This window comes from Synechococcus sp. PH41509, assembly GCF_020514285.1.
GTDB lineage: Bacteria > Cyanobacteriota > Cyanobacteriia > PCC-6307 > Cyanobiaceae > Parasynechococcus.
This window is the reverse complement of sequence record NZ_VTLD01000025.1, coordinates 1-25184: the sequence shown is the minus strand read 5'-3', so window position 1 is coordinate 25184 and position 25184 is coordinate 1. Positions and strand designations below refer to the sequence as shown.

The following is a 25184-nucleotide window of genomic DNA, read 5'->3' as shown; positions in this document are numbered from 1 at the left end:
CTTACAACACCGTGGGATCGCTCCCTCTTGATCTTGTAAGTCGCCTAAGACACATCAAGGCTTTCGCCTTCAGCGCTTCGGCTTGCGCGCTCGCCTCTCGGCTCCCGCGCAAGACAAAACCATAACATCACATCTCACGGTTACGCAAGGGGCACTTCGCTCGCAGATCTGAAGAGTTGCTTCCACTGGCGACAACCATTGCAAGAACTACGTTTCAGATGGAGGTCACCGCGATGCCAACGCGCTTCACCGAACAGAGCCAGCGTTTCCGCCCAAACTCGAACGAATACCAGGTGCTGCAAAAAGCACGTGAACACTTCGAGGCCACGCTGATCGGGGTACAAGGGGAACTGGCCGGCAGCGTTGCGGCGATGGAACATCGCCGTTCTGACGAAGCCCTCAACTACGGAGAAATCTTCCTCCGGGACAACGTTCCCGTGATGATCTATCTGATGCTGGAAGGCCGCTTCGCCATCGTGAAGCAGTTCCTCAGCGTCAGCCTTCACCTGCAAAGCACCAGTGTTCAAACACGCGGTGTCTTCCCCACCAGTTTCGTTGAAGAGGAAGGGGAACTCGTTGCGGATTACGGCCAACGCTCAATCGGTCGCATCACCTCAGTGGATGCAAGCCTGTGGTGGCCGATTCTTTGCTGGATCTACGTCAAGCGAAGTGGAGACACAGAGTTCGGTCGAAGTCCTGAAGTGCAGCGCGGTTTGCAACTGCTGCTCGATCTCGTTCTTCACCCAAGTTTCGAAGGCACACCGGTGCTGTTCGTTCCCGACTGCGCTTTCATGATTGACCGCCCCATGGACGTTTGGGGTGCTCCATTGGAAGTTGAAGTGTTGCTCTTTGCAGCCCTCCGCAGCTGCGTGGGACTGATGGAACTCTGTCAACGCCAGGAGAACAGTGTTCTTCTAGGGGAACGGCTGCGCTTAAGCCGGCAGTGGACCCATGACTTGCGTCAGTTTCTGCTCAAGCACTACTGGGTCACCAGTAAAACCATGCAAGTGCTGCGACGACGCCCGACGGAGCAGTACGGCGAAAACCAGCATCAGAACGAGTTCAACGTTCAACCGCAGGTCATCCCGGACTGGTTGCAGGACTGGCTCGAAAACCGAGGCGGTTACATGATCGGGAACATGCGAACCGGACGACCGGATTTCCGCTTCTATTCCCTGGGAAACTCCCTGGCATCCCTGTTCGGGCTGCTGACCGCGCCGCAGCAACGGGCCATGTTCCGATTGGTTCTGCACAACCGGGATCACCTCATGGCCCAGATGCCGATGCGCATCTGTCATCCACCCATGGAAGGGGTGGAGTGGGAGAACAAGACAGGGTCAGATCCCAAAAACTGGCCATGGAGTTATCACAACGGCGGCCACTGGCCGAGCTTGCTCTGGTTTTTCGGAGCGTCCATCCTTCTCCATGAACGCCTGAACCCCCAAGCCGACGTTTTGCTTATGGGGCAAATGAAAACCCTGTTGGACGAGTGCTATTGGAGCCATCTCAACCAACTGCCCCGTCAGCAGTGGGCCGAATACTTCGACGGACCCACAGGAACCTGGGTTGGACAGCAGTCACGCACCTATCAGACCTGGACCATCGTTGGTTTTCTGCTGATGCACCACTTCCTCCACGTCAACCCAGACGACGTCCTGATGCTGAATCTGGACGAATCCATGGGTCACTAGCTCCAATCCATCAGCACAAAAAAACCCCGACTCATTGAGTCGGGGTAACAGATCTGAAATCTTGCGACTGATCAGAAAAGTCCGAGGGTGAGGGACTTGTCGATAGGAAGTGCAGCGCCAATACCCAGGTAGATCGTGGTGACAGTTCCGAACAAAAACACGGTCATTGCCACAGGACGGCGGAAAGGATTCTGGAACTTGTTGAAACTCTCGATGAAAGGAACAAGCATCAGTCCCAGAGGGACCAGGGTTTGCAAAGCAATGCCCAAGAGCTTGTTGGGTACAACCCGCAGGATTTGGAAAACGGGATAGAGGTACCACTCAGGAAGGATTTCCAGGGGAGTGGCGAAAGGATCAGCCTTGTCGGCGAGCATCGCTGGATCCAGAACAGCCAGACCGACCACACAAGCGATGGTGCCGAGGATCACCACCGGGAAGATATAGAGGAGATCGTTGGGCCAGGCTGGCTCTCCGTAGTAGTTGTGCCCCATGCCCTTGGCGAGCTTGGCCCGCATCTTGGGGTCAGAAAGATCAGGCTTCTTGAGAATGTGCATCGGTTAGTCCAGGTGTTGAGGGAACAGTAGGAACGCAGATCACAAGGGACCAGAAATGCCCTGCTTCCGGATCATCAGGAAGTGCATCAGCATGAAAACGGCAAGCAACCAAGGCATCACGAAGGTGTGAAGGCTGTAGAAGCGCGTGAGGGTGGCTTGTCCAACGCTCTCGCCACCGCGGAGCAGTTCGACCATGAAGTCACCGACCACTGGGATTGCGGCTGGAACACCGGAAACGATTTTCACAGCCCAGTAACCAACTTGGTCCCAGGGGAGGGAATAACCGGTTACACCGAAAGACACCGTGATGACAGCCATGGTGACGCCGGTGACCCACGTGAGCTCTCGGGGGCGCTTGAAACCGCCAGTGAGGTAGACGCGGAACACGTGAAGGATCAGCATCAGCACCATCATTGAGGCGCTCCAGCGGTGCACGGAGCGGATCAACCAACCGAAGCTCACATCGGTCATTAGGTATTCGACCGACTTGTAAGCCTCCGCGACGGTGGGCTTGTAATAGAAGGTCATCGCGAACCCAGTCGCGAACTGGATCAGGAAGCACACCAACGTGATGCCACCCAAGCAATAAAAAATATTGACGTGGGGAGGCACGTACTTGGAGCCGATGTCGTCAGCAATGTCCTGGATCTCCAGACGTTCCTGGAACCAGTCGTAAACCGGTGATGAGTTCGCCATGCACAAGCGGGCTCGAGTTGCGAAAGTCTACTGAGCACGCTTCTGCCATCGAGGCGAACCCCCCGCGATGTATCCAACTGTTAACGATCTTTCAGACTGGCTGCGGCGCAATGGGTTTCGGCCACTGCGTCAGCTGATCACAGCAGTTCTTTGCTGCTTTTTGGTGCTGGGCAGCGTGTGCGCGGTCGTTGCACTCAGCGATACACAGCAGCTTGTGGTGGATAGCTGGCGTCTGGTGAACCAGGGCTTTTGGAATCCCGATCAGCTCGATGAGGTCCGCTGGCGACGTCAACGCCAGAAGGCCATGGAACGCAGCATCGAGAGCAGTGACGATGCCTACGCGGCCATCGAAACCATGCTCGCTCAGCTGGGAGACCCCTACACCCGGCTGCTCCGTCCGGAGGACTACGCAGCTCTGAAAAACAGCACCAGCGGAAATCTCAGCGGTGTGGGATTGCAACTGGGACCGGACGAAGGCGGCAATGGCGTTGTGGTGATTTCTGCCCTGGAAGGTTCACCCGCTGGGGATGCGGACATCACCAGTGGCACCCAGCTGCTGTCGGTTGATGGCAAAGCCGTGGTGGATTTAGGTCTCGAGGGAACGGTGGCAGCGTTGCGGGGAGACGTCGGCTCACAGGTGGTTCTGACTCTGGGAAATGGCAATGGAGAGTTGAACGAACTGACCCTTGAGCGCCGCAGCGTGGATCTCAGACCTGTGCGTACACGGCGTTTACGCAACGGCAGCCACACCCTCGGCTACCTGCGAATCACCCAATTCAGCGAAGGCGTACCAGAACAGGTGAAGGAAGCACTCGCAGAACTTCAGAACAAGGACATCGAAGGATTGGTTCTCGATCTGCGCAACAACTCAGGTGGCTTGGTGAGTGCTGGATTGGCAGTCGCAGACGACTTTCTTTCCGGTGGCGCAATCGTCGAAACCCGCAACCGCGACGGAATCAATGACACCATCCAGGCGAGTCTCCAGACGGTCTACGACGGACCGATGGTGACCCTCGTGAATGGTGGAACAGCAAGCGCCAGTGAAATCCTGGCAGGGGCACTTCAGGACAATGAACGAGCCACCTTGCTCGGAGGCCAAACGTTTGGGAAAGGTCTGATTCAAACTCTGACCAACCTGAGTGACGGCAGCGGACTTGCAGTGACTGTTGCGGGGTATGTGACACCCAGTGGACGGGATATTCAGGGAGAGGGGATCGCACCCGATCGTGCGCTGTCCGATCCGGAGCCGCTGAATCCCGGCGGTGATGGCGACCGCTGGCTCTCCGAAGCACAGCAATGGATGGAAGCACTGCTTGAACAATCCGCAGACGACACCGAGGCATGAGCCAGCGCACCTATCACGACCCTCTGCATCGGGGCATCGGTCTTGACCGAAACGCCCCAGCGGAAGGGATGGTGATGGACCTTGTGGATACGACACCCTTTCAGCGCCTGCGTCGTATTCGGCAGCTGGGACCGGCGTATCTCACGTTCCACAGCGCCGAATCCAGTCGGTTCACCCACTCGCTGGGCGTCTTTCATCTGGCGCGTCGTGCTTTTGAGCGGATGCTGCCGTTGGCGCCGGATCTGGAGGAGCACCGCGGGCTGCTGTACGGCGCAGCTTTGCTCCATGACATCGGCCATGGACCCTTGAGCCATACCGGCGAGGAAATGTTCGGCCTGCGCCACGAACAATGGTCAGCACGGGTGATCCGGCATCACCCAACGATCCGGGAATGTCTGGAGAGCTTTAGATCCGGTACAGCAGATGCGGTGGCAGATCTTCTTGAGCATGGCCTCAGCCCACACCCATTGGTCAAACACCTGGTCAGCAGCCAACTGGATTGCGACCGCCTGGACTATCTCCTGCGCGATAGCTACAGCACTGGAACCCGCTACGGGCAGCTGGATCTCGACCGAATTCTCGGAGCACTGACCCTTGCCCCTGATGGTGAGATGGCCATTCACCCCAAAGGTCTGATGGCTGTTGAGCACTACTTGGTGGTGAGGAATCTGATGTACAGGAGCGTCTACAACCACCGGCTGAATGTGGTGTGCAATTGGCTGCTGGAAAAACTGATCCTGACGGCACGACAGCTTGGTCCTGAGCAGGTGTGGGCTGATGAAGTGATGGCCAGCTGGCTCTGGCAACCGAAAATGATCAGCCTTAAGAACTTCCTCGCCAACGACGACCAACGCACCGGCTACCACCTTCAGCGATGGCAATCTGAAGCCCCAGCGCCCCTCGCTGAACTCAGCGGTCGTTTTTTAGATCGACGCCTACTCAAAGCCACGGCCGTCGAACATCTCCCTCGGGCTGATCAACTGCAACTGCTCGCGACAGCCAGGCGTTTGGCCGATCGGCATGGCCATGACCCAGAACGTTGCTGCGGATTGCGTCATCAACAACTCCGTGGGTACCACCCCTACAGAGGCGGCTTGCGCCTGTGGGATGGACGTCAGCTCCAGGCTCTGGAACAGGCATCGCCACTTGTTGCCAGTTTGGCCACACCTGCGGCGACGTCCTGGTTGATTCACCCCCGTGACATCAGTTCCGAGCTCAGGGAAGAAATGGACGTTGAATGGCCCCGATCAGCAAAGGTGAAGCAGCCATGACACTGAAGCTTCCCGACCAGCGTCTTGATCACTGGAGGGATCGATTGCCTGATCTCCTGAACAGTTGCTCCGAAACGATCGTTGATCTCGATTGCGAAGACTGGATCCTGAGCTGCACCGATCTAACGGACCTGTCTGCAATGGTTGCCGATGCAGGCCATCAACTCGGAAGGATCACAAGCCGAGCGCTGGAGACCGTGGTAAGTGCCTCAGCGCTTGGCCTGGACGCAAAACCGAAGCGCACTGCACTTAGAGGTAAAGCCAAAACAACTTCGGTCCCAGCGGGTTCAACAGAGCTGTTGTTCCACCACGGCACACTGCGCTCTGGCGACCATCTCCAAAGTGACCGCACCATCCTTCTCTATGGCGATGTGAATCCCGGAGCACGGATCAGTTCAACCGCTGATGTTTTGGTGTGGGGTCGCCTGCGGGGCGTGGCCCACGCAGGATGTGAGGGGTCGACGACCGCGAAAATCATTGCCCTGCAGCTGCGCCCCCTGCAACTGAGGATTGCTGACGTTTTGGCCCGAGGCCCCGAGGATCTGCCGCAAGCTGGTCTGGCCGAACAAGCAGAACTCAAGGATGGCGTGATCGCCATTGAACCTGCGGTGATTCAAAGCTTTCAAAAACGCTGACGCCGTTGTCAGAGCGTGAGGCCAGATTATTCTGACCGCACCAAAGCAGAACCCTGGTGTCGACGACCCGAACCATCCTGATCTGTTCTGGCAAGGGCGGTGTCGGAAAAACAACGACCACAGCGAACCTCGGCATTGCTCTTGCTCGCCAAGGAGCCAAAACCGTGGTTCTCGACGCGGACTTTGGACTCAGAAACCTCGATCTGCTTCTGGGTCTGGAAAACCGCATCGTCTACACCGCTCAAGAGGTGCTTGCCGAGACCTGCCGGCTTGAGCAAGCCCTTGTGAAACACAAGCAGGAACCCAATCTGGCTCTGCTGCCTGCGGGAAACCCCCGGATGCTCGAGTGGCTGACGCCCAAGGACATGCAGTCCATCGTTTCACTGCTAGAGCGCCAGTTCGACTATGTGCTGATTGACTGTCCGGCCGGGATTGAAGACGGCTTCAAGAATGCAGCTGCCGCAGCCCGCGAAGCTGTCGTGATCACAACGCCGGAAGTAGCAGCCGTTCGGGACGCTGATCGCGTGATCGGACTGCTGAATACTCAAGGGGTACAGCCAGTGCAGCTTGTGCTCAACAGAGTCCGCCCAAAAATGATGTCGAACCAGGAAATGCTCTCGGTGGATGACGTCACCGACATCCTGGCGCTGCCTCTCCTGGGTCTTGTTTTTGAAGATGAGCAGGTGATTGTGAGCACCAACCGCGGTGAACCCTTGACACTGACCGACTCGTCATCACCCGCGGCACAGGCTTACGGCAACATCGCTCAACGGCTTCAGGGCGAAGACATTCCTCTGATGGATCCATCCCAGGCCCGGCGCGGCCTACGCGCCAGGATGCGCAAGCTGATGCAAACCCGGATTTTCTGAGGCGATGACACTCAAAGAATTCATCGATAAATTCCTGGGCCGTCAGCCCGCCAGTGCTGAAACAGCTAGGGAGCGTCTCCAGCTGGTGCTGGCCCACGACCGCAGTGACCTCAATCCGGAGCTGCTTGAGCAGATGCGGCGCGAGATCCTCGAAGTGGTGGCCCGCTACGTGGAGATCGACCTTGAGGAAGGAGATGTGAGCCTGGAGACGGAAGACCGCGTCACTGCCCTGGTGGCCAACCTGCCCATCCGTCGCCCGATCACCCAACCATCAAAGGGTGGAACCCTCTGATCAGCGACCTTTTCAAGCTTGACGATTAGCCCTTTAAATCACCTCACTCCTGCCGAAAAGCGGGTGGTGCTCTTGTTGCTTGAAGGCCTCGAGAACCGAGCCATCGCCCACCGATTGGTGATTAGTCACCGCACGGTTGAGTGCCACATCAGTAGGGCACTCTCCAAGAGCGGTTGTCGCAACCGACTCGAGCTGGCTCTTTGGCTGATCAGGAATGGAGACCCTGTTTTGAATCGTCAGGCACGCGCCGGTACGATGCATCCCATGCCGGCTTAGCTCAGCGGTAGAGCAGCGCTTTTGTAAAGCGAAGGTCATCGGTTCAAATCCGTTAGCCGGCTTGATCTGGATCAGGGAAATGGCCTGCGGTCGGTCTCGCCCGCGAAAAGCCAGATGAGGATCAATCCCAGCAGCCAGGGCAGAACATTCAGTTGAAGCGTCCAGGTAAAGAGGGCTTCAAGGGGCTCAAGCACCCAATGAAGCACTGCCATCACAAGCAGGCAGAGCCCGACCAATGGGATCACTCGAACACCTCAAGCCCTTCAGGAATCACAGCACCCCGTCGCGCCATGCGCCAGCGTCCTAACTCGACCCAGACCAACACCGTGCTGGCCTGACCTGAGGGTTGGGGCCACGGCTGGGGCCCCAGTTGAGCAACATCAGGGAAATACCGCGACGCATCTGCTGAGGTCATGCTCGCCGGTTCTCCGGAGCGATTGGCACTGGTGGTGGCCAACGGCCCGCTGATCTGAAGCAACTCACGGGTCTGCTTGCAAGCAGGGATGCGGCAGCCAAGGGTCCTGCCCCCTGGGTTGAGATGACAAGCAGCACCATCACAGGCAGGCAGCACAAGGGTCAGCGCTCCAGGCCAATAGTCCCCAGCCAATGCTTCAACCTCCCGATGACACGACACATCGACCTCCTGGAGCAAATCATCAACCGTTGCCCCCATGAGAATCAGAGGCTTATCAGCAGGTCGACGTTTCAAGTGCCAAAGGGTTTGCGCTTGATCGGGCATCACCGCAAGCCCCGGCAGGGTATCGGTGGGGATGATGGCGGCTTCACCAGCACGAAGACGCTGCACCAATGCGGTGGCTTCAAGGATCGGAGGGGGCATGAATCGTTCCTTCATCAGGACGCTGCAGCACGGTTTCGGGCAAGAGCGAAGCGACGCGTCCCCTCAAGATCAGCCGCCGCACTGACCTCCACCAAACCCGCATCACGCATCAGCTGCATGACCAGAGCGCTCTGATCATGGTGGTGCTCGAGCAGAAGCCAACCCCCAGGCGCCAGCCCCTTTGGCGCTCCGTCCACCACAGCGCGAATCGCATCAAGCCCATCATCTCCTCCACTCAGCGCCAAATGTGGTTCATGGTCTCTAACAACGGTCTCGAGACCTTGAACCACTGAAATCGGGATGTAAGGAGGGTTGCTGATCACAAGATCCAGGGTTCCCCACCAGCGCTTGAGTGGTATCCACCACGACCCGAGGTGAAGCGAGCAGTTGTGGTTTGGGGCACAACGCTTGAAATTGCGTGCCGCCAAGCGCAGAGCATCGCAACTTAGATCGACTGCATGCCCCGATGCCGTCGGCCAGGCGAGAGCCAAACTCACGGCGATGGCCCCCGAACCGGTGCCGAGGTCAGCCCAGCGACCGGGAGGGGCCGCCTTCAAGTGGCTCAGGGCAAGATCCACCAGCAGTTCCGTTTCCTGACGGGGAATCAGCGCAGCGGGGGACGACTCGAGCAGAAGGTCCCGCCATGGACAAAGCCCGACCAAATGCTGCAGGGGAACGTGCTCCTGAAGGTGGCGCTCCCAAAGTTGAGTGAGCACATCGAGGGACTGCACCATGGCAATGGTGCGTGATGGATCCAGGAGCAGCCTTTGCAAGCTTGCCCAGGGGATACCACCTGCCAGATCAATCAACCAATCGAGATCCGCCGCGGTCCCACCTCGGGCAAGTTGTCTGCGCCGCCACTGCAAAAGTTCAGTGCCAGTAAGCGTGCTGCAGTCTGTCAAGGCCGACGCTTGCGCCATTGCAGTCCAGACTCACACAGCAATTCGCCCTGGCACTCGAGAGCCAGCAGCTGAGGGGCCAGCTCAGCAGGGGAGCACTGCAAGCGAAGCACCAGCTGATCCAAGGAAGCCCCGGTCCCGATAGCCCCCAACAGCTTGCGGCTCATGAGGCGAGAATCATCCGACCTCAAAGGACCATCACCCAGGCACCGCAGGAGATCCTCGGGATGAATCAGAGCTGTCGCTCGATCCCGAAGCAGTGCATTGCTGCCCCGACAGGACCAACGGCGGGCATCACCAGGGACGACCCATAGAGGGCAATCCATCTGTCTCGCCCAGTCTGCCGAAATCAAGGCTCCGCTTCGTTGCGGACACTCCACCACCACAAGGGCTTTCGCAAAGGTCACCAGCCAACGATTCCGAGCCGCGAAGTGCCCTGGATGAACCCGACAGCCAGACCGGGTTGTGCTCAGCAGCAGCCCTTGCTCACCGACCTGCTGTTGCAGGGATCGATGGTGGGTCGGATAAACACGATCCAACGGCGTCCCTAAGACAGCGATGGGTGCTCCATTACTGGCCAGACAACCGCGGTGCGCTGCAGCATCGATCCCTTCCGCAAGCCCACTGAGCACAGGCCAGCCGGCTTCGGCGAGAGCGCGACCCAGCTCTTCCGCCATTGCAAGGCCATGCTCAGAGGCAGAACGCGTGCCAACCACCGCAATCGCTTCGCGGGCATTCAGATGCCGGAGCAGCGATCGAGCCCCCTGGACAAACAGCCCAGCCGGAGGGGGATCCGCCTGGTCCAAACAGCTTGGCCAGGCAGGATCACCGGGCAGAAGAACACAGTTGGGGACCTCAAGATCGGGCGCAGCCCCCTGCTCACATCTGTATCGATCGACGGCGCACTGACAGTGCGACGGCCAGCCCAGCGCTTGGCAAAGACGCTCTGTGGGCCAGCCCCAGAGCTGATCCGGCCCAATGGATCGGTCGCGGCAGAACGCGCGCAGATCCGCCATGCGTGAATTCCCCAGGCCCGGACAACAACTCCATCGCCACCACCAACCCCGCACCGGCTCACCGCAAGTACGTTTGTACTAGCACAATTGCGCTTCGCCCTGGGCCCGGCTCACAAGCCGTGTCTCACAAGCTTTTGCATCACCAACTGCAACTCAGATGGCACGCGCCTCAGCACGCGACCCTGACGCAACATCACCAGCTGCACCTTCGCCTCGGCAACCACCGTGTCTCCACGGATAAAGCAAGAGGCCCATGGCCAACGCACACCCTTTTGTGCTGAGCAACGACTTTCCACACAGACCTCATCTCCGTGCCGGAGGGGATGGCGGTACTCCAGCTGTAGAGACACCACTGGCATGTCAACACCCATCGCGGTCATTGCGGCGTAACCCAGACCAGCAGCCTGCAAGGCCTCAACTCTGGCTTCCTCCAGCCACTGCACATAGGCTCCATGCCACATCACACCGGCGTAATCGGTGTGCTGCGGGAGCACACGCTTGGTCAAGGTCCACATGGTCTGCGTAACGCTGTGCCATCAGCTTGTCGCTACGCAGGAATCCTCCCCATAGGCTTCCGCAGAGACTGCTTCATACCCCTGTGTTCAGGAACCTTCTGATTGCCGACTCGGGCAAGGGTCACGTCGAGGAAATGATCCGCATGCTCCAGGACATTCCAAGCCTGAAGTCCGCGAAAATCAATCTCCTGCATGTGGTCTCTGAGCAGAGCAAATCGCAATCCGATGGCCATCGCGATGAAGCAGAAAACCTGTTGAGCAGTGCAGTGACACGCATGGGGCTCAACGCCTCGAGCGTGAGCACATTGATTCGGGAGGGCGACACCAAGCAGACCGTTCTCAAGGTTGCCGATGAAGTTCAGGCCGACCTGATCGTGATGGGGTCCCGAGGCCTCGGACGCCTTCAATCCATTCTGGCCAACAGCACCAGCCAGTACGTCTTCCAACTCTCAACGCGCCCAATGCTGCTGGTCCGTGACGACCTCTACGTGAAGCATGTCAATCGCGTGATGGTGACGGTCGATGGAACAGGGGTCGGGGACGACGCCCTGCGCACAGCCTGCGAGCTTGTTCGAGAAATCCCCGGCGGAACCCTGACCGGCGTTCATGTCGTTCGCCAGGAGTCAGCACCGTCCAGGGGAGGCCGCACCAAAGCAGACGAAGTGCTCGACGCTGCTGTTCAGCGTGCGAGGGGATTCGGTGTTGACATGAAAGCCATTCACACCGAAGGGAAAGACATCGGTCGCAGCGTTTGCATGGCCGCATCTGAGTGCAACGCCGACCTTGTGGTCATCGCATCTCAAGACCGACGACCTCTTGTTGCCAGAGGGCTGGTGGACCTCGACAAGCTGCTGGGCGGATCGGTCAGCGATTACATCCGCGTTCACGCACCAGCGCCTGTACTGCTGGTGCGCGAACCGGAACAGGGCTGAGCTCAGGCCTCTTTGTTCTGCGTGCCGATGTAGAGCACGATCAGGAAGATCGCCGGAACCAGAATGAACAGGAGGCTGGCGACGAATCCGAGATCGTTGGTTTCCATGGCCGTTGGAGGGATCAAGGCGAAGGTATCACCGACAAGAGGCCTAGGGAGCGTCTCCCTTAGCCCTCGTCACCGGCGGTAGCAGCCCTGGCATCCGTGCCGTCGCCATCGATCGCATCCTGATCCTCCTCATCGAGCTCACTGACCGGTGGCGCAGGCCATGCGGTGGGCCCGGCGGGGAGCGGTGCCTGTCGAGCCGCGGCCAACCTCGAGTCCGCATTAGCGAGCCGTACCTGAGGACGGGTGAGCACCATGACGGATTTCTCCACAAGGGCCTGACAGGCCAAGCGCCACTCCTGGGGGCGGCGACGCAGCTTGTTCTCTTCGACTGCAGTTCGCGCTGTCAACGCATCAACAGAGTTCTCGTCGACGACCGAAACAAAGCAAGTGATGCACTGGCCACAACCACCGCAGTTGCCCAACTGCCCCTTCAATCCGTAGAGCTCGATGCCCTCACGCCGGGCCACCTCCCTCAGGTTTTCACCTGGATAACACTCCACATCACGCCCTTCACGAACAAACCGGATAACGGGCATGAGTCCCCAAGCAACCAACCTCCATCATGGGCTCAAGCATTTCGATTTGTGAACAGCTTCTGCTCAACTTTCATGTCACTGACCGTTGCGAGGACATCCCTTTTCTCCCGCCCGTCGAGCAGAAGCCCTTACGATCGCCCATGTCTGACTGCACTAGCAGTCTTGTCCCCCGAACCTGACCCATGGGATTGCCCTGGTATCGGGTGCACACCGTCGTCATTAATGACCCGGGCCGCCTTCTGGCTGTGCACCTCATGCATACAGCCCTCGTAGCCGGCTGGGCCGGCTCCATGGCTCTCTATGAGCTGGCCATCTTTGACCCGTCCGATCCTGTCCTGAACCCAATGTGGCGTCAGGGCATGTTCGTCATGCCCTTCATGTCCCGCCTGGGAGTGACGGGTAGCTGGGGTGGATGGAGCATCACCGGCGAAACGGGTGTTGATCCCGGTTTCTGGAGTTTCGAGGGCGTCGCTGCCGCTCACATCATTTTTTCCGGCCTGCTGATGCTGGCTGCCATCTGGCATTGGACTTACTGGGATCTCGAGATCTGGCAAGACCCTCGTACGGGCGAACCTGCTCTTGACCTGCCGAAGATCTTTGGCATCCACCTGCTGCTTGCTGGTCTTGGTTGCTTCGGATTTGGCGCTTTCCACCTCACTGGTGTCTTTGGACCAGGCATGTGGGTCTCTGACCCGTATGCACTGACCGGTCATCTAGAAGCGGTGCAACCGTCGTGGGGTCCAGAGGGATTCAACCCCTTCAATCCCGGTGGAATCGTTGCCCACCACATCGCGGCTGGAATCGTTGGCATCATTGCTGGCATCTTCCACATCACCACACGTCCGCCAGAGCGTCTTTACAAGGCTCTGCGGATGGGCAACATCGAAACAGTCCTGGCGAGTGCCATTGCGGCAGTGTTCTTCGCCGCATTCATCGTTGCTGGAACGATGTGGTACGGAGCAGCAGCCACCCCTGTTGAGCTGTTTGGCCCCACTCGTTATCAGTGGGATCAGAACTACTTCAAGACAGAGATCAACCGTCGCGTCCAAACCGCCATGGACGATGGCGCGACTCGTGAAGAAGCTTTTGAGGCAGTCCCTGAAAAGCTTGCTTTCTACGATTACGTCGGCAACAGCCCTGCTAAGGGCGGCCTCTTCAGGGTTGGTCCGATGGTCAATGGCGATGGCTTAGCAACTTCCTGGATTGGTCACATCGTCTTTACTGATAAGACCGGCGAAGAGCTGGAAGTAAGGCGACTTCCGAACTTCTTCGAGAACTTCCCGGTTGTTCTCCAAGACTCCCAGGGCAATGTCCGTGCGGACATCCCCTACCGAAGAGCCGAAGCCAAGTTCTCCTTCGAACAGCAGGGCGTCACTGCCCAAGTCTTCGGTGGAGCGCTTGATGGTCAGACCTTCACTGACCCTGCTGATGTGAAGCGTCTTGCACGCAAAGCACAACTGGGTGAAGCGTTCGACTTCGATCGCGAGACCTACAACTCCGACGGTACGTTCCGCAGTTCACCCCGAGGCTGGTTCACGTTCGGCCACGCCACCTTCGCGCTGCTGTTCTTCTTCGGTCACATCTGGCACGGTGCTCGCACCCTCTACCGCGATGTGTTCGCAGGTATTGATCCCGACCTCGGTGATCAGGTTGAGTTTGGCCTCTTTGCCAAGCTGGGTGACAAAACCACCCGTCGCCTGCCCGAGGGCTACGTTCCCCCTGCTGGAACCCCCCTCAACTGATCGCCCTTCAGGAACAACACGATGGAAAGCTTCGCTTACGTCCTCATCCTTACCCTCGCGATTGCCACACTCTTTTTTGCAATCGCATTCCGCGATCCGCCGAAGATCGGTAAGTGATTTAAACCTTCAAAGCCCCGCTCCGGCGGGGTTTTTTCATGCCTTGGCACGCCGGTCGTCGCAAGATGGTCTCGGCCACCAGAACAGATCAAAGCAGTCTCAAGTCACTGACAGCCTTCGACCGAATCCGCAAATGAGACTGATGTCCTACAGGCCCTTCTCAAGTCTCAAATCACTGTCTACAGTTGGTGCAACTTATTAACTCCTTCGGGGATGCAGTGCCCCTCCTGCCAAAACACAGATAGTCGCGTTCTTGAATCAAGGGCAGCCGATGGCGGACGCAGCGTTAGACGACGTCGCGAATGCCTGAACTGTGAATTTCGCTTCACCACCTACGAGCGGGTGGAAACCGTGCCGATCACGGTGATCAAACGCAACGGCAACAGGGAAATCTTCAGTCGCAGCAAGTTGCTTCATGGCTTGAATCGAGCTTGCGAGAAAACTGGCCTCGATACAACACGCCTGGAATCCCTGGTTGAAGAACTCGAATTGAAGCTTCAGCAACGCTCCGGCAAAGAAGTCAGCAGCGTTGAGATCGGTGAGTTCGTGCTTCGAGATCTCAAGCAAATCAGCGAGGTGGCCTACATCCGATTCGCATCCGTCTACCGCCAGTTCCGTGGCATTGACGACTTCGTCTCGACGCTGGAGACGCTCAACGCCGATCAGGAACAGAACCATCTGGCCAGCGTGCGCTGAATCGGGAGGCAGATTCAGTCCCTCAGGTCTGTAAAGTCATTGATTCTCCGTGGAACGTCGGCGGGCGTTTTACGCGAATTTTTCGTACTACCCACCTGAGGTAGACCGCCAGCCCCCCATGTCTGCGACTCCGACAGAAGAACAGATCCAGGATCAAGTTCAAGAGGCGAACGCTACCGAAGCCTCACCAGAAGACTCCGCCGTTGAACAGGCGTTTGAGGGTGAGGACTTAAGCATTCCTGAGGACGTCCCCACAGCGGATGATCCCAGCAGCCGAGCCACCAGCCGCAACCTGGACGACGCCGGCTTCACCATTGATGAGTTCGCGGCTCTACTCAGCAAGTACGACTACAACTTCAAGCCAGGCGACATCGTCAATGGCACGGTCTTCGCCTTGGAATCGAAAGGCGCGATGATCGACATCGGCGCCAAGACGGCTGCCTTCATGCCTCTTCAAGAGGTGTCGATCAACCGGGTCGAGGGTCTAAGCGACGTGCTGCAGCCCGGCGAGATCCGTGAGTTCTTCATCATGAGTGAGGAGAACGAGGACGGTCAGCTGGCGCTGTCGATCCGTCGGATCGAATACCAGCGGGCATGGGAGCGGGTTCGCCAGCTCCAGAAGGAAGATGCCACCATCTATTCCGAGGTGTTTGCCACCAACCGTGGTGGTGCCCTGGTGCGCGTGGAAGGCCTGCGGGGATTCATCCCCGGCTCCCACATCAGCACCCGCAAGCCGAAGGAAGAACTGGTCGCCGACTTCCTGCCTCTGAAATTCCTCGAGGTGGACGAAGAGCGCAATCGTCTGGTGCTTAGCCACCGCCGCGCCCTGGTGGAGCGGAAGATGAACCGCCTGGAAGTGGGCGAAGTCGTGGTCGGCACCGTCCGCGGCATCAAGCCCTATGGCGCTTTTATCGACATCGGTGGTGTCAGCGGTCTGCTGCACATTTCCGAGATCAGCCACGAGCACATCGAGACCCCCCACTCGGTGCTGAACGTGAATGATCAGATGAAAGTGATGATCATTGATCTCGATGCCGAGCGCGGCCGGATCTCTCTCTCCACCAAGGCCCTGGAGCCGGAACCCGGTGACATGCTCACCGATCCTCAGAAGGTGTTTGAGAAGGCCGAAGAGATGGCCGCGCGCTACAAGCAAATGCTGCTCGAGCAGGCTGAGGAAGGCGAAGACCCGATCAACTCCATGATGATCTGAGCCTGAATGGCCACACTTCTGCTGAAGGGAACACCCATCAGCTCAATTGACGGGGTGCTGTTCGATAAGGACGGCACCCTTTCCCATAGTGAGCCTCATCTGCTGGCATTGGCAGAGGAACGCATCAACAGAGCTATTGAAATCGGGCAAGACCAGGCCCCACCACTCAAAGCCTTTGCGCTGAGAGACACCTTGCGCAGAGCGTTCGGTGTGAGCAACGGCATGCTCCATCCAGGCGGAACCCTTGCTGTTGCCTCCAGACAGGACAACATCGCCTCAACCGCAACGGTGTTTTGCCTCCTTGGCTGCTCATGGCCCCAGGGCCTGGCCATGGCCCACGCCTGCTTCGACGAGGTTGACCAGAGCGGCCTGATCAAGGCGACCCCCAGCCCCTTGCTCAACGGTGCAGAAGGACTGCTACGGGCCCTGAATCAGCTGAATGTGACCACTGCTGTCATCAGCAATGACACCCGATCCGGCATTGATGACTTCCTGGATCACCATGAGCTCAGTGCATGCATTGATGGCATCTGGAGTGCTGACGACCATCCGCGAAAACCCGATCCGCAAGCCGTTCTGGAGCTGTGCGACGGCCTGGGCCTTCCACCCCAGCATTGTGCATTGATCGGGGATGCTGAAACCGACCTTCAAATGGCTCTTCAGGCTGGAATTGGCTGCGTGATCGGATTCACCGGTGGTTGGAGTCGTTCCCCCGAACTGCACTCAGCCCAGCATCTGCTCCACAACTGGCACGATCTCGCCCTCAGCCCAGCCGCGTAAAGTCGCGCCATCTGGAGCCTCGAATGAGCCGTTACGTCTTTACGTCCGAGTCCGTTACGGAAGGGCATCCCGACAAAATCTGCGATCAGGTCAGCGACGCCGTTCTCGATGCTCTGCTGGCCCAGGATCCTTCCAGCCGCGTGGCCTGCGAGACCGTCGTAAACACCGGTCTCTGCATGATCACCGGTGAGGTGACATCCAAAGCACAAGTGGATTTCATCCACTTGGTTCGCAATGTGATCAAGGAGATCGGGTACAGCGGCGCCCGGGCCGGTGGATTCGATGCCAACAGCTGCGCGGTGCTGGTGGCTCTCGACCAGCAATCCCCCGACATCGCCCAGGGAGTCAACGAAGCCGACGACCACGCAGGCGATCCGCTTGATCTGGTGGGAGCAGGCGACCAGGGAATCATGTTCGGCTACGCCTGCAACGAGACACCTGAGCTGATGCCGTTGCCGATCAGCCTCGCCCACCGGCTGTCGCGCCGCCTTGCCGAAGTGCGCCACAACGGGACCCTGGATTACCTGCTTCCTGATGGCAAGACACAGGTGAGCGTTGTCTACGAAAACGACAAGCCCGTTTCGATCGACACGATCCTGATCTCCACCCAGCACACGGCGGAAGTGGATGGGATCAGCGATGAACAGGGCATCCGGGAACGCATCACCAAAGACCTCTGGACCCATGTCGTGGAGCCGGCAACCGCCGACCTGGCGCTCAAGCCGTCCCGTGAAGCAACCAAATATCTGGTGAACCCAACCGGCAAGTTCGTGGTGGGCGGCCCTCAGGGAGATGCCGGCCTCACCGGCCGCAAGATCATCGTGGACACCTACGGCGGCTATGCCCGCCACGGCGGTGGCGCTTTCTCCGGCAAAGACCCCACCAAGGTGGACCGCTCGGCCGCCTATGCCGCGCGCTACGTGGCCAAGTGCCTTGTGGCCGCAGGGCTCGCCGAACGTGCCGAAGTGCAGCTGAGCTACGCCATCGGCGTCGCCAAGCCTGTGTCGATCCTCGTGGAATCCTTCGGCACCAGCCAACTGGACAACGACGCCCTGACCGCCCTCGTTCAGGAGCATTTCGATCTGCGCCCCGGCGCCATCATCGAGATATTCGGCCTACGCAACCTCCCCCAACAACGTGGCGGTCGCTTCTATCAGGACACAGCCGCCTACGGCCATTTCGGACGTAACGACTTGCAGGCACCCTGGGAAGACGTCAGTGCAAAAAGCGAGGAACTTCGCCAAGCGAAGGTTGCACATGGCGTGACTGCGTAGGTCATGACACAACCACCAATGGTGCTAGGCATCGACCTGGGCACCAGTGGTGTTCGCATTGCTGTGCTGGGCATGGATGGTGTGTTGCACCACACCCAGGCCAGCAACTACCACGGTTCGTTTTGCGACCCCGAGTCTTGGCGTGAGGCCTGTCGCGAGCTGCTTCAAGCCATCCCCAACCGCCTTCAATCTCGGCTCAGGGCGCTTGCAGTTGATGGCACATCAGGCACCCTCCTGGCCTGCGACTCCTATGGTCTCCCCCTCGGGGAAGCCTTGCCTTACTCGCTGGCCTGTCCAGAGGTCGCTCCTCTTCTGCAAGGGCTAGTGGGCACGGGAAACCTTGCGCAAAGCAGCAGCAGCAGCCTGGCGAGGGCACTTCGGCTGCTAGCCAGATACGGCAACGAGATCCTGTTGCGTCATCAAGCGGACTGGATCAGCGGATGGCTGTTGAACAACTGGAGCTGGGGGGAAGAAGGCAACAATCTCCGACTGGGCTGGGATCTCATCAGCAACAGCTGGCCATCCAGCTTTGCCACACAACCCTGGAAGCAAACACTGCCCGACATCCGTCGCAGCGGCAGCATCCTGGGAACGATCGCACCAAACCAGGCCAAAGCCTTGGGCTTGGCTGACGATCTGATCATCGTGGCCGGGACGACGGATTCCAATGCCGCTGTGTTGGCCGCCCATCCCCAACCAGGAGACGGGGTCACCGTGCTGGGCACCACGTTGGTGATGAAGTGCTTCACAGAAACGCCCTTGGCAGCCCCCGGCGTCACCAGTCATCGCGTTGGTGAGCGATGGCTCTGTGGAGGCGCCTCCAATGCAGGGGCAGGCGTGCTGCGGCGCTTCTACAGCGACGCCCAGCTCGCGGAGCTCAGCCGCCAAATCGACCCTGATACCAATAGCGGCCTCTCACTGCGCCCCCTGCCAGGCCCGGGCGAACGCTTCCCTGTCGATGATCCTGAGCTGCTGCCGGTGCTGGAACCTCGCCCGGTGAGTGATGCCCTCTACCTGCATGGACTGCTCGAAGGCCTCGCCGAGATCGAAGCGCAGGGTTGGCAACGCCTCCAGGCTCTGGGTGCCGCCGCGCCCCAACGGATCATCAGCATCGGCGGAGGAGCGCGCAATCCCCAATGGAGACGGCTTCGGGAACGCCGTCTTGGCTGTCCTGTGACCAGTTGTCAAACACCCCCCGCTGCAGGTGTGGCGCGACTGGCCCAACAGGCCCTAGTCGGGTGAGAATTCGGGCAACAAGCCAGCCAGCCATGCCCTCCAATCTCCGCGAAATTCTGGCGATGGGGCTCTTCGTCGTGTTGGCCTGTTATGTGGGATTCAGCGGCATCCGCCTCGGCCTTCTGCTGATCGAGCGCTTCGCCTGAACCAATCACTGCAAAGATTGCATTCTCCTCGTTTCATACCGATGCCTGCAGACGCCCTCACTGATGCCGTCAGCACACGGATCTGCAAACACATGAACGACGACCATGCGGAAGCGGTGCTGGCCTACGCCAAGCACTACGGCGGCGTCAGCAATCCCGCCGCCGCACGCATGGTGTCTGTGAAAGCAGAGACCATGGAACTAGAGGTGGATGGCGCGAGCATCAGCATCGCTTTCGATCACACCCTCACCGACAGCGAAGACGCCCATCGCACGTTGGTGGCCATGCTTCGGGCGATGCCCAAGGAGAACGACTAAGCCAGGAACAATCTGATTCAGCAGTGGAACGCTCGATGCACCGAGCTTCCCGCTATGCATCGAGCGTTCCTGGCCTTCGCCCAGACCCTGCTGATCGAGCCCCGTTGCCCGATCTGTGATGGACCTTGGCAAGAGCCACAGGCACCGACATTTCCCTGCAGACACTGCCGAGACGCACTGGAGCTTCCTCCTGAGGGCATCAAGGGCCTGGAGCCCTTGCGATGGTGCGCTCTAGGGCCCTATGAGGGCGCCCTGCGCCAGCTGCTACTGAAAGTGCGTCAGCCAACCAAACAGAACGCACTTGCGACGTTGGTTCAGATGCTGTCTGACAGCTTGAGCTTGCCTTCCGCAGCGGTGTTGGTGCCGATTCCAAGCTGGAAACGGCAGCGCACCAACCCCCTGCCTCAGCGCATTGCCATGGGATTGGAGCGACCAACAGCAGACCTGCTGCAACGAACCCGTGTCGGGCTGAGCCAACACCATCTGAACAAAAGCCAACGCCTGACGAACCTGATCGGCGCGTTCAGGGCCAGGCCCCACAACCAAGCAACCGCCCTCACCTCGGTCTGGCTCGTGGATGACATCCTCACGACAGGGGCAACCGCTTTGGCGGCTCGCCAGGCGCTGGAAGAGGCCGGCCATGGGGTGGCTGGATTGATCTGCCTGGGACGCACACCCGCAAGACAGCGCAGGCGGTGATTTAAGATTCCCAGGTCGCTTAGGCGACGCGCCGGGATAGCTCAGTTGGTAGAGCAGGCGACTGAAAATCGCCGTGTCCCCAGTTCAAATCTGGGTCCTGGCATCACATCGATGCCAAAACTGCCGTGTCATTCATCTCTTCGGATGCAGGCACAGATCGTGTTTTTGACAACGCGGACAGTTTCGCCATGGTGTTCGATCGCACCTGGAAACAACTGCGAAGCAGCAACAAGGTTGAGCTCAGCCAGGAAGAGCATCTCGAAGCCGTACTCGAGGCGATGGCAGATCACCCCTTTCTGATCAGTTCCCCCGAGATGGCACGCCAGGTGGCCGCCTTCCGAATTCGTCTGCTTGAACTGGCCTAATCAGGCAGACAGCAGATCGATCTGAGGATCATCCACATATTCCGTGTCAGCGCTGATGGCGTCGTCACTGAGCGCCTCGTCCTCGACACGGTCGACGACCTCCATCTCAACCTCAGGGGTTTCTGAAACCTCTTGATCGTCAGCGGCTGGAGCATCCTCGGCATGAAGAGCCACGACCTCGCCTGGGGTCAGACGATCCCGAAGCATCCGCACTTTCTCTTCGCTGGCCAGGAGCAGTTCGCCGGCGTCATCGCTGACCGCGGCGATTTCCGCATCAGCCACCTGCTGGCCCTCAACGTCGGCCAACCGCATCTCCAGCTCCATCAAACGATCAGCCAGTGTTTCCACCACCTCACTGAGACTGAACAGATGGGTGCACAGCTGTTGCTCGAACGCGGTGCGCGGAGAGGAGGTGGTCACCGGACAGGCCTCGGGTCGAGAGATTTCGCCGATGGTATCGATGCTGAGCTTCGTGTCCACGGCCCTGGGACAAGCCGCGACTGGCCTACATTCCCCTGGGCTTTCGAGCGATTGAGGAGAGGAGATGTCAAGGTTGAAGACAGGGCTGAAGGTCAGCGCCTGGGTCGCCGTCTTCATTGTTGCCGTCGTTTATCTGCAGCGTTACGGCATCGCACCGCTGCAGAGCGCTGTGAATGACATGGGCATCTGGGCCCCATTCGGTCTTTTTCTACTGCGGGGGGTGAGCATCATCCTGCCGGCGCTGCCGAGTTCCGTTTATTCCTTACTGGCCGGCTCTCTGCTGGGGTTCAAGGTCGGCTACCTCACGATCATCCTCTCGGACCTGGTGTTCTGCAGTGCGGCGTTTTTCATCGCCCGCCGCTGGGGACGCGGCCCGGTCAGCCGTCTGGTGGGGGCCAGCGCGATGAAACGGATCGATGGCTTCAGCAAAAACCAACTGGAAGGCAACTTCTTTTTGATGACGGGTCTGCTGATGACCGGACTGTTTGATTTCCTTAGCTATGCCATCGGGATCAGCCGCACCCACTGGCGCATCTTTGCCCCTGCTCTGGTGATCAGCGTGCTGATCAGCGATTCGATCCTGGTGGCCGTCGGCGCAGGCGTGGCTCAGGGCGCAAGCCTCACCCTGGGCTTGGCTCTGCTAGCGATGTTTGCCCTGGCCACTGTCACGGGCCTGCTGAAAAAGAACTCCTCAGCGGTGCCCTCAGACGACACCCCCTGACGCGAAACCTCAGGGATCACTGCTGATGCATGTCGATTCCCACGAACCGATCACCTGCACGGGGAAATTCCAGGACACTGGTTAAATTCATGTTGAGCGGCGTTTCTTGATGAGCGCACTGGCAGATCCGAGAATTGTTGTCCTTCAGGACCAGGCCGGCAGCAGCGGTGAGCTGGATCTACCGGTAGGAGATGGCTGTTTTCGGATCAATCTTCGCGATGAAAACATCGAGCTCTGGCAAGAGACGTTTGATCAACACACCTCGCCAGCCAATCTTCTGCTGGCTTGCGAAGAAAGCAGCGGCGATCTGAAAGACACGCGGCTGACGTGGGTGGTCGGATCAGCCATCCGCACAGCGACGGCCTCCAATCCAGACGCCGTGGCTGTGCTGTTGTCGCAATTGGGCATACCGGCAGAACTCAGCGAAGCTGCAATCACCCGTTGCCCTGGGCTTGGCCAAGACTTGGTGTGGGCCTTTTACTTGGAACGCCACGGCTGGCTCATCGCCACACCAGTGGCCACCGTCAACGCTTGAACCTCCAGAACATCGATTTCAAGACCCTGGTGCAGGATGCGCAAGTTCAGGGCCTGAGCAAAAGCGAGGCACTGCCCCAGACCACGCGCGCCATCCTCGAGCGTGCCGACCAGGGGCAAAGACTGCTCACACCCGATGAACTGGCCAGCATCTGCCAGTCGTCAGGAGTGGATTGCACGCTCCCCGGCAACCTGACGAACAGGACGAATGACTTGGTGAATCAGGCGAGGGGCCACCTGCTTGAAACCCAGCCAAAACTCGTGGAGCCGGGCGGGGCTCTCCACCCGCAGGACAGAGCAGAGGCCTGCTGGCGCGACTGCTGGAACTTTCTGCGCGTCATCATCTATGCGGTGGCATGCAACCAAAGCCGCTTTACAAATCCCAACGGGATGGCGGCCCTGCGGGAGCTCTACAGGCGGATGAATGTGCCCATCGAGGGGATGAATATCGCCCTCGACCAGCTGAGACAGCAGGCCTTGAAAGAGATCTCGCGACCAAGCGACCGGCAGTTAATCAACGACTGCTTCCAGCACCTCAGTGCGGAGCTCAACAAATCTGCAGTTAAGAGCTGATAAGCGCAGCCACCTCACACCCAATTATCAAGGGAAGATCACACCCAAGTATTTCTACTCACGGGGCACGCCATGGCCATCCCGCTTCTTGGGTATCCGCTCAACACTCAGAACGGTCGCGTCAGCAATCTTGCCGGTGACAGCAGCACCATCAAGCCTCAGATGTATGCCTCCTGTGCTGCAGGCGATGACACATCCAGAGTCGAGATCGACAGTTTGATTGAGCAGGCCTACCGGCAGGTGTTTTTCCATGCGATGCGCAGTGATCGCGAACCGTTCCTTGAATCACAGCTGCGCAGCGGAAACATCACAGTTCGGGATTTCATCCGTGGCCTGCTCCTGTCAGAACGCTTCCAGCAGGGTTACTACCAGTGCAGCTCGAACTACCGCATGGTGGACCAGGTCGTCGGCCGAGTACTCGGCCGCCCGACCCATGGCGACGCTGAACGCCGTGCCTGGTCCATCGTGATCGGCGAAAAGGGTTTCACATCCTTTGTCGACGCCCTGCTGGACAGCCCCGAATACATGAACTGCTTCGGGTATGACCTTGTTCCGCAGCAAAGGTCCCGCGTTTTGCCCGGACGGGGTCTCGGAGAAATCCCCATCTACCAACAATTCCCGCGCTACGGAACCGACTGGCGCGACGCGCTTCAAGATCGAGCGCCCAGCCAGCAAGGCGCCGAGGCACAACGACTGAACGTCGCCGCCACATGGGTGAACGACGAACCGCCTGCCTTCGCACTGAAGCTCTGGCTCGGTCTGTTTGCCGTCGGTGGATTCGAGATCGTGCGGGTGCTCCTTACGATCGTTGTTGCCATGCTCCGCAACTGAGATGTCGATGCCCAAATCTGGGGCTCTTAATCTGCGTGAATGGGCGGCACCGGAACAGTGCGGAGCATCCAGCTCCGCTAACAGTCCAGTCGATGCTCGAGGAGCCGATTGGAGTGGTCAGGACTTAGGAGCACTCGACCTGAGAGACGCCAAACTCTGTCGATGTGATCTACGCGGCACGAATCTCAGCAAGTGCCAACTCGAAGGAGCTGACTTACGCCTAGCCCGTTACGACCAGACAACTTTGGTACCGGAAGACTTCGCACTCAACACGAGCGGAGCCGTTGGCCCAGGGGCCAAGCTGAATGGGGCTTTTCTGAACAGCACAGATTTGCGGGGAATGGACCTCAGAGGCAGCGTGCTGATGGGTGCCTATTTAAGTGGCTCAGACTTGAGTGGAGCTCTGCTGGATGGAGTCTCCTTAGCTGGCGCAGACCTGCGATCAGCCACATTTCGCGGAGCCATGTGCCGGGGGACCCGATTCGGAACCTGCGAGATGGACATGGTCGATCTGCGCGGCGCCAACCTTGAGGGAGCAGCTCTCGAAACGGTGACGTCGATTCGTGGGGCCGACTTTTCCCTATGCACCGGGCTGGAGGATCAAATTGGCGCTCTTTTGAGCCGATCCGTCGAAGAGCTCGACTGCTGGAATCCGATCACCCGCTCAACGACAAGGGCGAGCCTGGAATCCCTGATCAAGGGGAAAGACGCCTAAGACGAACGTTCCGAATCAAAACTTTTCCTACAAACCCCGCCGAGATCGCCGTCGCGGCCGAGAAATCATTCCGTGACGCAACAGTCGGACACAATTGATTGAGGTTTATAAAGAATGCTCTTCGAGCGCAAACTTCTGAAGGACTATTGGTCGAACCACTGCGTGTGAATTCATGCCTTTCGGTCCAGCCTCGCTTCTAGGGGTCGAACGCTTCTCTGAGGAGAGTGAAGCCCCCCTCGAGCTGATCCCAGGCGATGAGGACGCCAGGAAAGAACA

Annotated in this window: 33 protein-coding genes, 2 tRNA genes and 1 pseudogene; 26 read left to right on the top strand and 10 right to left on the bottom strand. The window is 58.8% G+C overall.

The genetic code is table 11. From position 1 onward, the window contains the following. Positions 1-233 precede the first annotated feature (233 nt). Entirely contained in the window at positions 234-1691 is a 1458-nt protein-coding gene (locus FZZ88_RS09615) for a glycoside hydrolase 100 family protein (protein WP_166017606.1), read from the top strand. A 71-nt stretch (positions 1692-1762) separates the two neighbouring features. On the opposite strand, the gene petD is transcribed toward FZZ88_RS09615, so the two are convergent. Continuing rightward, a complete protein-coding gene (gene petD, locus FZZ88_RS09610) occupies positions 1763-2245 on the bottom strand; it encodes a cytochrome b6-f complex subunit IV (RefSeq protein ID WP_115022998.1) in 483 nt (160 codons plus the stop codon). 39 nt (positions 2246-2284) lie between these two features. Continuing rightward, a complete protein-coding gene (gene petB, locus FZZ88_RS09605) occupies positions 2285-2941 on the bottom strand; it encodes a cytochrome b6 (protein ID WP_011363493.1) in 657 nt (218 codons plus the stop codon). Positions 2942-3008: 67 nt separating this feature from the next. Between petB and ctpZ the strand changes: the two genes are divergently transcribed. From ctpZ to FZZ88_RS09570, 7 genes are all read left to right on the top strand, one after another. Beyond that, positions 3009-4286 carry a carboxyl-terminal processing protease CtpZ gene (gene ctpZ, locus FZZ88_RS09600; protein ID WP_166017605.1) on the top strand — a complete coding sequence of 426 codons (1278 nt, stop codon included), beginning with the start codon at positions 3009-3011 and terminating at the stop codon, positions 4284-4286. After that, entirely contained in the window at positions 4283-5557 is a 1275-nt protein-coding gene (locus FZZ88_RS09595; protein WP_166017604.1) for an HD domain-containing protein, read from the top strand. Before ctpZ ends, FZZ88_RS09595 begins: the two co-directional genes overlap by 4 nt. Further along, the gene (gene minC / locus FZZ88_RS09590; protein WP_166017603.1) at positions 5554-6192 is read left to right on the top strand and encodes a septum site-determining protein MinC; all 639 of its coding nucleotides are present in this window, start codon (positions 5554-5556) and stop codon (positions 6190-6192) included. The genes FZZ88_RS09595 and minC overlap by 4 nt, the downstream gene beginning before the upstream one ends. A gap of 56 nt (positions 6193-6248) precedes the next feature. Then, complete coding sequence (gene minD, locus FZZ88_RS09585) at positions 6249-7061, top strand: septum site-determining protein MinD (RefSeq protein WP_166017602.1); 813 nt, start codon at positions 6249-6251, stop codon at positions 7059-7061. Between the two features lie 4 nt (positions 7062-7065). After that, a complete protein-coding gene (gene minE, locus FZZ88_RS09580; RefSeq protein ID WP_166017601.1) occupies positions 7066-7353 on the top strand; it encodes a cell division topological specificity factor MinE in 288 nt (95 codons plus the stop codon). An 18-nt stretch (positions 7354-7371) separates the two neighbouring features. Then, entirely contained in the window at positions 7372-7629 is a 258-nt protein-coding gene (locus FZZ88_RS09575; protein WP_206339210.1) for a response regulator transcription factor, read from the top strand. Continuing rightward, a tRNA-Thr gene (locus FZZ88_RS09570) sits at positions 7620-7691 on the top strand. Before FZZ88_RS09575 ends, FZZ88_RS09570 begins: the two co-directional genes overlap by 10 nt. 9 nt (positions 7692-7700) lie before the next feature. On the opposite strand, the gene FZZ88_RS09565 is transcribed toward FZZ88_RS09570, so the two are convergent. The 5 genes from FZZ88_RS09565 to FZZ88_RS09545 form a co-directional block, all read right to left on the bottom strand. Further along, complete coding sequence (locus FZZ88_RS09565) at positions 7701-7841, bottom strand: hypothetical protein (protein ID WP_166017385.1); 141 nt, start codon at positions 7839-7841, stop codon at positions 7701-7703. Positions 7842-7870: 29 nt separating this feature from the next. Beyond that, positions 7871-8482 carry an L-threonylcarbamoyladenylate synthase gene (locus FZZ88_RS09560; protein ID WP_226426242.1) on the bottom strand — a complete coding sequence of 204 codons (612 nt, stop codon included), beginning with the start codon at positions 8480-8482 and terminating at the stop codon, positions 7871-7873. Next, positions 8482-9387 carry a peptide chain release factor N(5)-glutamine methyltransferase gene (gene prmC / locus FZZ88_RS09555; protein WP_166017599.1) on the bottom strand — a complete coding sequence of 302 codons (906 nt, stop codon included), beginning with the start codon at positions 9385-9387 and terminating at the stop codon, positions 8482-8484. The genes FZZ88_RS09560 and prmC overlap by 1 nt, the downstream gene beginning before the upstream one ends. Further along, positions 9366-10382: a DNA-processing protein DprA gene (locus FZZ88_RS09550; protein WP_166017598.1), complete on the bottom strand. Its 1017-nt coding sequence runs from the start codon at positions 10380-10382 to the stop codon at positions 9366-9368. The genes prmC and FZZ88_RS09550 overlap by 22 nt, the downstream gene beginning before the upstream one ends. A 110-nt stretch (positions 10383-10492) precedes the next feature. Further along, positions 10493-10897, bottom strand: a complete 405-nt coding sequence (locus FZZ88_RS09545) for an acyl-CoA thioesterase (protein WP_115022981.1) — start codon at positions 10895-10897, stop codon at positions 10493-10495. An 83-nt stretch (positions 10898-10980) separates the two neighbouring features. Between FZZ88_RS09545 and FZZ88_RS09540 the strand changes: the two genes are divergently transcribed. Then, positions 10981-11829 (top strand): universal stress protein, encoded by an 849-nt coding sequence (locus tag FZZ88_RS09540; RefSeq protein ID WP_115022978.1) that lies wholly within the window; start codon positions 10981-10983, stop codon positions 11827-11829. Positions 11830-11831: 2 nt separating this feature from the next. Here FZZ88_RS09540 and psbM read toward each other — a convergent pair whose 3' ends face one another. Next, complete coding sequence (gene psbM, locus FZZ88_RS09535) at positions 11832-11936, bottom strand: photosystem II reaction center protein PsbM (RefSeq protein ID WP_115022976.1); 105 nt, start codon at positions 11934-11936, stop codon at positions 11832-11834. A 59-nt stretch (positions 11937-11995) separates the two neighbouring features. Further along, on the bottom strand, positions 11996-12472 hold the full coding sequence (locus tag FZZ88_RS09530) for a 2Fe-2S iron-sulfur cluster-binding protein (protein ID WP_166017597.1): 477 nt from the start codon (positions 12470-12472) through the stop codon (positions 11996-11998). A 182-nt stretch (positions 12473-12654) separates the two neighbouring features. On the opposite strand from FZZ88_RS09530, the gene psbB reads away from it, so the two are divergent. The 11 genes from psbB to FZZ88_RS09475 all read left to right on the top strand — a co-directional run bounded on the left by psbB (position 12655) and on the right by FZZ88_RS09475 (position 21054). Beyond that, on the top strand, positions 12655-14214 hold the full coding sequence (gene psbB / locus FZZ88_RS09525; RefSeq protein ID WP_166017596.1) for a photosystem II chlorophyll-binding protein CP47: 1560 nt from the start codon (positions 12655-12657) through the stop codon (positions 14212-14214). A 21-nt stretch (positions 14215-14235) separates the two neighbouring features. Then, the gene (locus FZZ88_RS09520; protein WP_011128841.1) at positions 14236-14331 is read left to right on the top strand and encodes a photosystem II reaction center protein T; all 96 of its coding nucleotides are present in this window, start codon (positions 14236-14238) and stop codon (positions 14329-14331) included. Positions 14332-14544: 213 nt separating this feature from the next. Next, positions 14545-15027 (top strand): transcriptional regulator NrdR, encoded by a 483-nt coding sequence (gene nrdR / locus FZZ88_RS09515; protein WP_115022969.1) that lies wholly within the window; start codon positions 14545-14547, stop codon positions 15025-15027. A gap of 118 nt (positions 15028-15145) precedes the next feature. After that, positions 15146-16237, top strand: a complete 1092-nt coding sequence (locus FZZ88_RS09510) for a 30S ribosomal protein S1 (RefSeq protein ID WP_115022967.1) — start codon at positions 15146-15148, stop codon at positions 16235-16237. 6 nt (positions 16238-16243) lie between these two features. Then, the gene (locus FZZ88_RS09505) at positions 16244-17017 is read left to right on the top strand and encodes an HAD family hydrolase (protein WP_166017595.1); all 774 of its coding nucleotides are present in this window, start codon (positions 16244-16246) and stop codon (positions 17015-17017) included. 23 nt (positions 17018-17040) lie between these two features. After that, positions 17041-18291 carry a methionine adenosyltransferase gene (gene metK / locus FZZ88_RS09500; RefSeq protein WP_166017594.1) on the top strand — a complete coding sequence of 417 codons (1251 nt, stop codon included), beginning with the start codon at positions 17041-17043 and terminating at the stop codon, positions 18289-18291. A 3-nt stretch (positions 18292-18294) separates the two neighbouring features. Then, the gene (locus FZZ88_RS09495; protein ID WP_166017593.1) at positions 18295-19533 is read left to right on the top strand and encodes an FGGY-family carbohydrate kinase; all 1239 of its coding nucleotides are present in this window, start codon (positions 18295-18297) and stop codon (positions 19531-19533) included. A gap of 181 nt (positions 19534-19714) precedes the next feature. Further along, positions 19715-19990 carry a DUF2470 domain-containing protein gene (locus tag FZZ88_RS09490; protein ID WP_166017592.1) on the top strand — a complete coding sequence of 92 codons (276 nt, stop codon included), beginning with the start codon at positions 19715-19717 and terminating at the stop codon, positions 19988-19990. Between the two features lie 54 nt (positions 19991-20044). After that, a complete protein-coding gene (locus FZZ88_RS09485; RefSeq protein ID WP_166017591.1) occupies positions 20045-20689 on the top strand; it encodes a ComF family protein in 645 nt (214 codons plus the stop codon). 30 nt (positions 20690-20719) lie between these two features. After that, positions 20720-20792, top strand: a tRNA-Phe gene (locus FZZ88_RS09480). 22 nt (positions 20793-20814) lie between these two features. Continuing rightward, positions 20815-21054: a hypothetical protein gene (locus tag FZZ88_RS09475; protein ID WP_166017590.1), complete on the top strand. Its 240-nt coding sequence runs from the start codon at positions 20815-20817 to the stop codon at positions 21052-21054. Here FZZ88_RS09475 and FZZ88_RS09470 read toward each other — a convergent pair whose 3' ends face one another. Beyond that, positions 21055-21534, bottom strand: a complete 480-nt coding sequence (locus FZZ88_RS09470; protein WP_166017589.1) for a hypothetical protein — start codon at positions 21532-21534, stop codon at positions 21055-21057. 64 nt (positions 21535-21598) lie between these two features. Between FZZ88_RS09470 and FZZ88_RS09465 the strand changes: the two genes are divergently transcribed. From FZZ88_RS09465 to FZZ88_RS09440, 6 genes and pseudogenes are all read left to right on the top strand, one after another. Next, on the top strand, positions 21599-22255 hold the full coding sequence (locus FZZ88_RS09465; protein WP_166017588.1) for a TVP38/TMEM64 family protein: 657 nt from the start codon (positions 21599-21601) through the stop codon (positions 22253-22255). A 109-nt stretch (positions 22256-22364) separates the two neighbouring features. Continuing rightward, the gene (locus FZZ88_RS09460; RefSeq protein WP_166017587.1) at positions 22365-22790 is read left to right on the top strand and encodes a hypothetical protein; all 426 of its coding nucleotides are present in this window, start codon (positions 22365-22367) and stop codon (positions 22788-22790) included. Beyond that, complete coding sequence (locus FZZ88_RS09455; protein ID WP_166017586.1) at positions 22787-23362, top strand: phycobilisome polypeptide; 576 nt, start codon at positions 22787-22789, stop codon at positions 23360-23362. The genes FZZ88_RS09460 and FZZ88_RS09455 overlap by 4 nt, the downstream gene beginning before the upstream one ends. 72 nt (positions 23363-23434) lie before the next feature. Next, positions 23435-24193, top strand: a complete 759-nt coding sequence (locus FZZ88_RS09450; RefSeq protein WP_115022947.1) for a phycobilisome rod-core linker polypeptide — start codon at positions 23435-23437, stop codon at positions 24191-24193. A gap of 1 nt (position 24194) precedes the next feature. Further along, positions 24195-24908, top strand: coding sequence for a pentapeptide repeat-containing protein (locus tag FZZ88_RS09445; RefSeq protein WP_166017585.1), 714 nt, complete (start codon positions 24195-24197; stop codon positions 24906-24908). Positions 24909-25080: 172 nt separating this feature from the next. After that, positions 25081-25184, top strand: a pseudogene (locus FZZ88_RS09440) (photosystem I reaction center subunit XII); the annotation flags it as partial.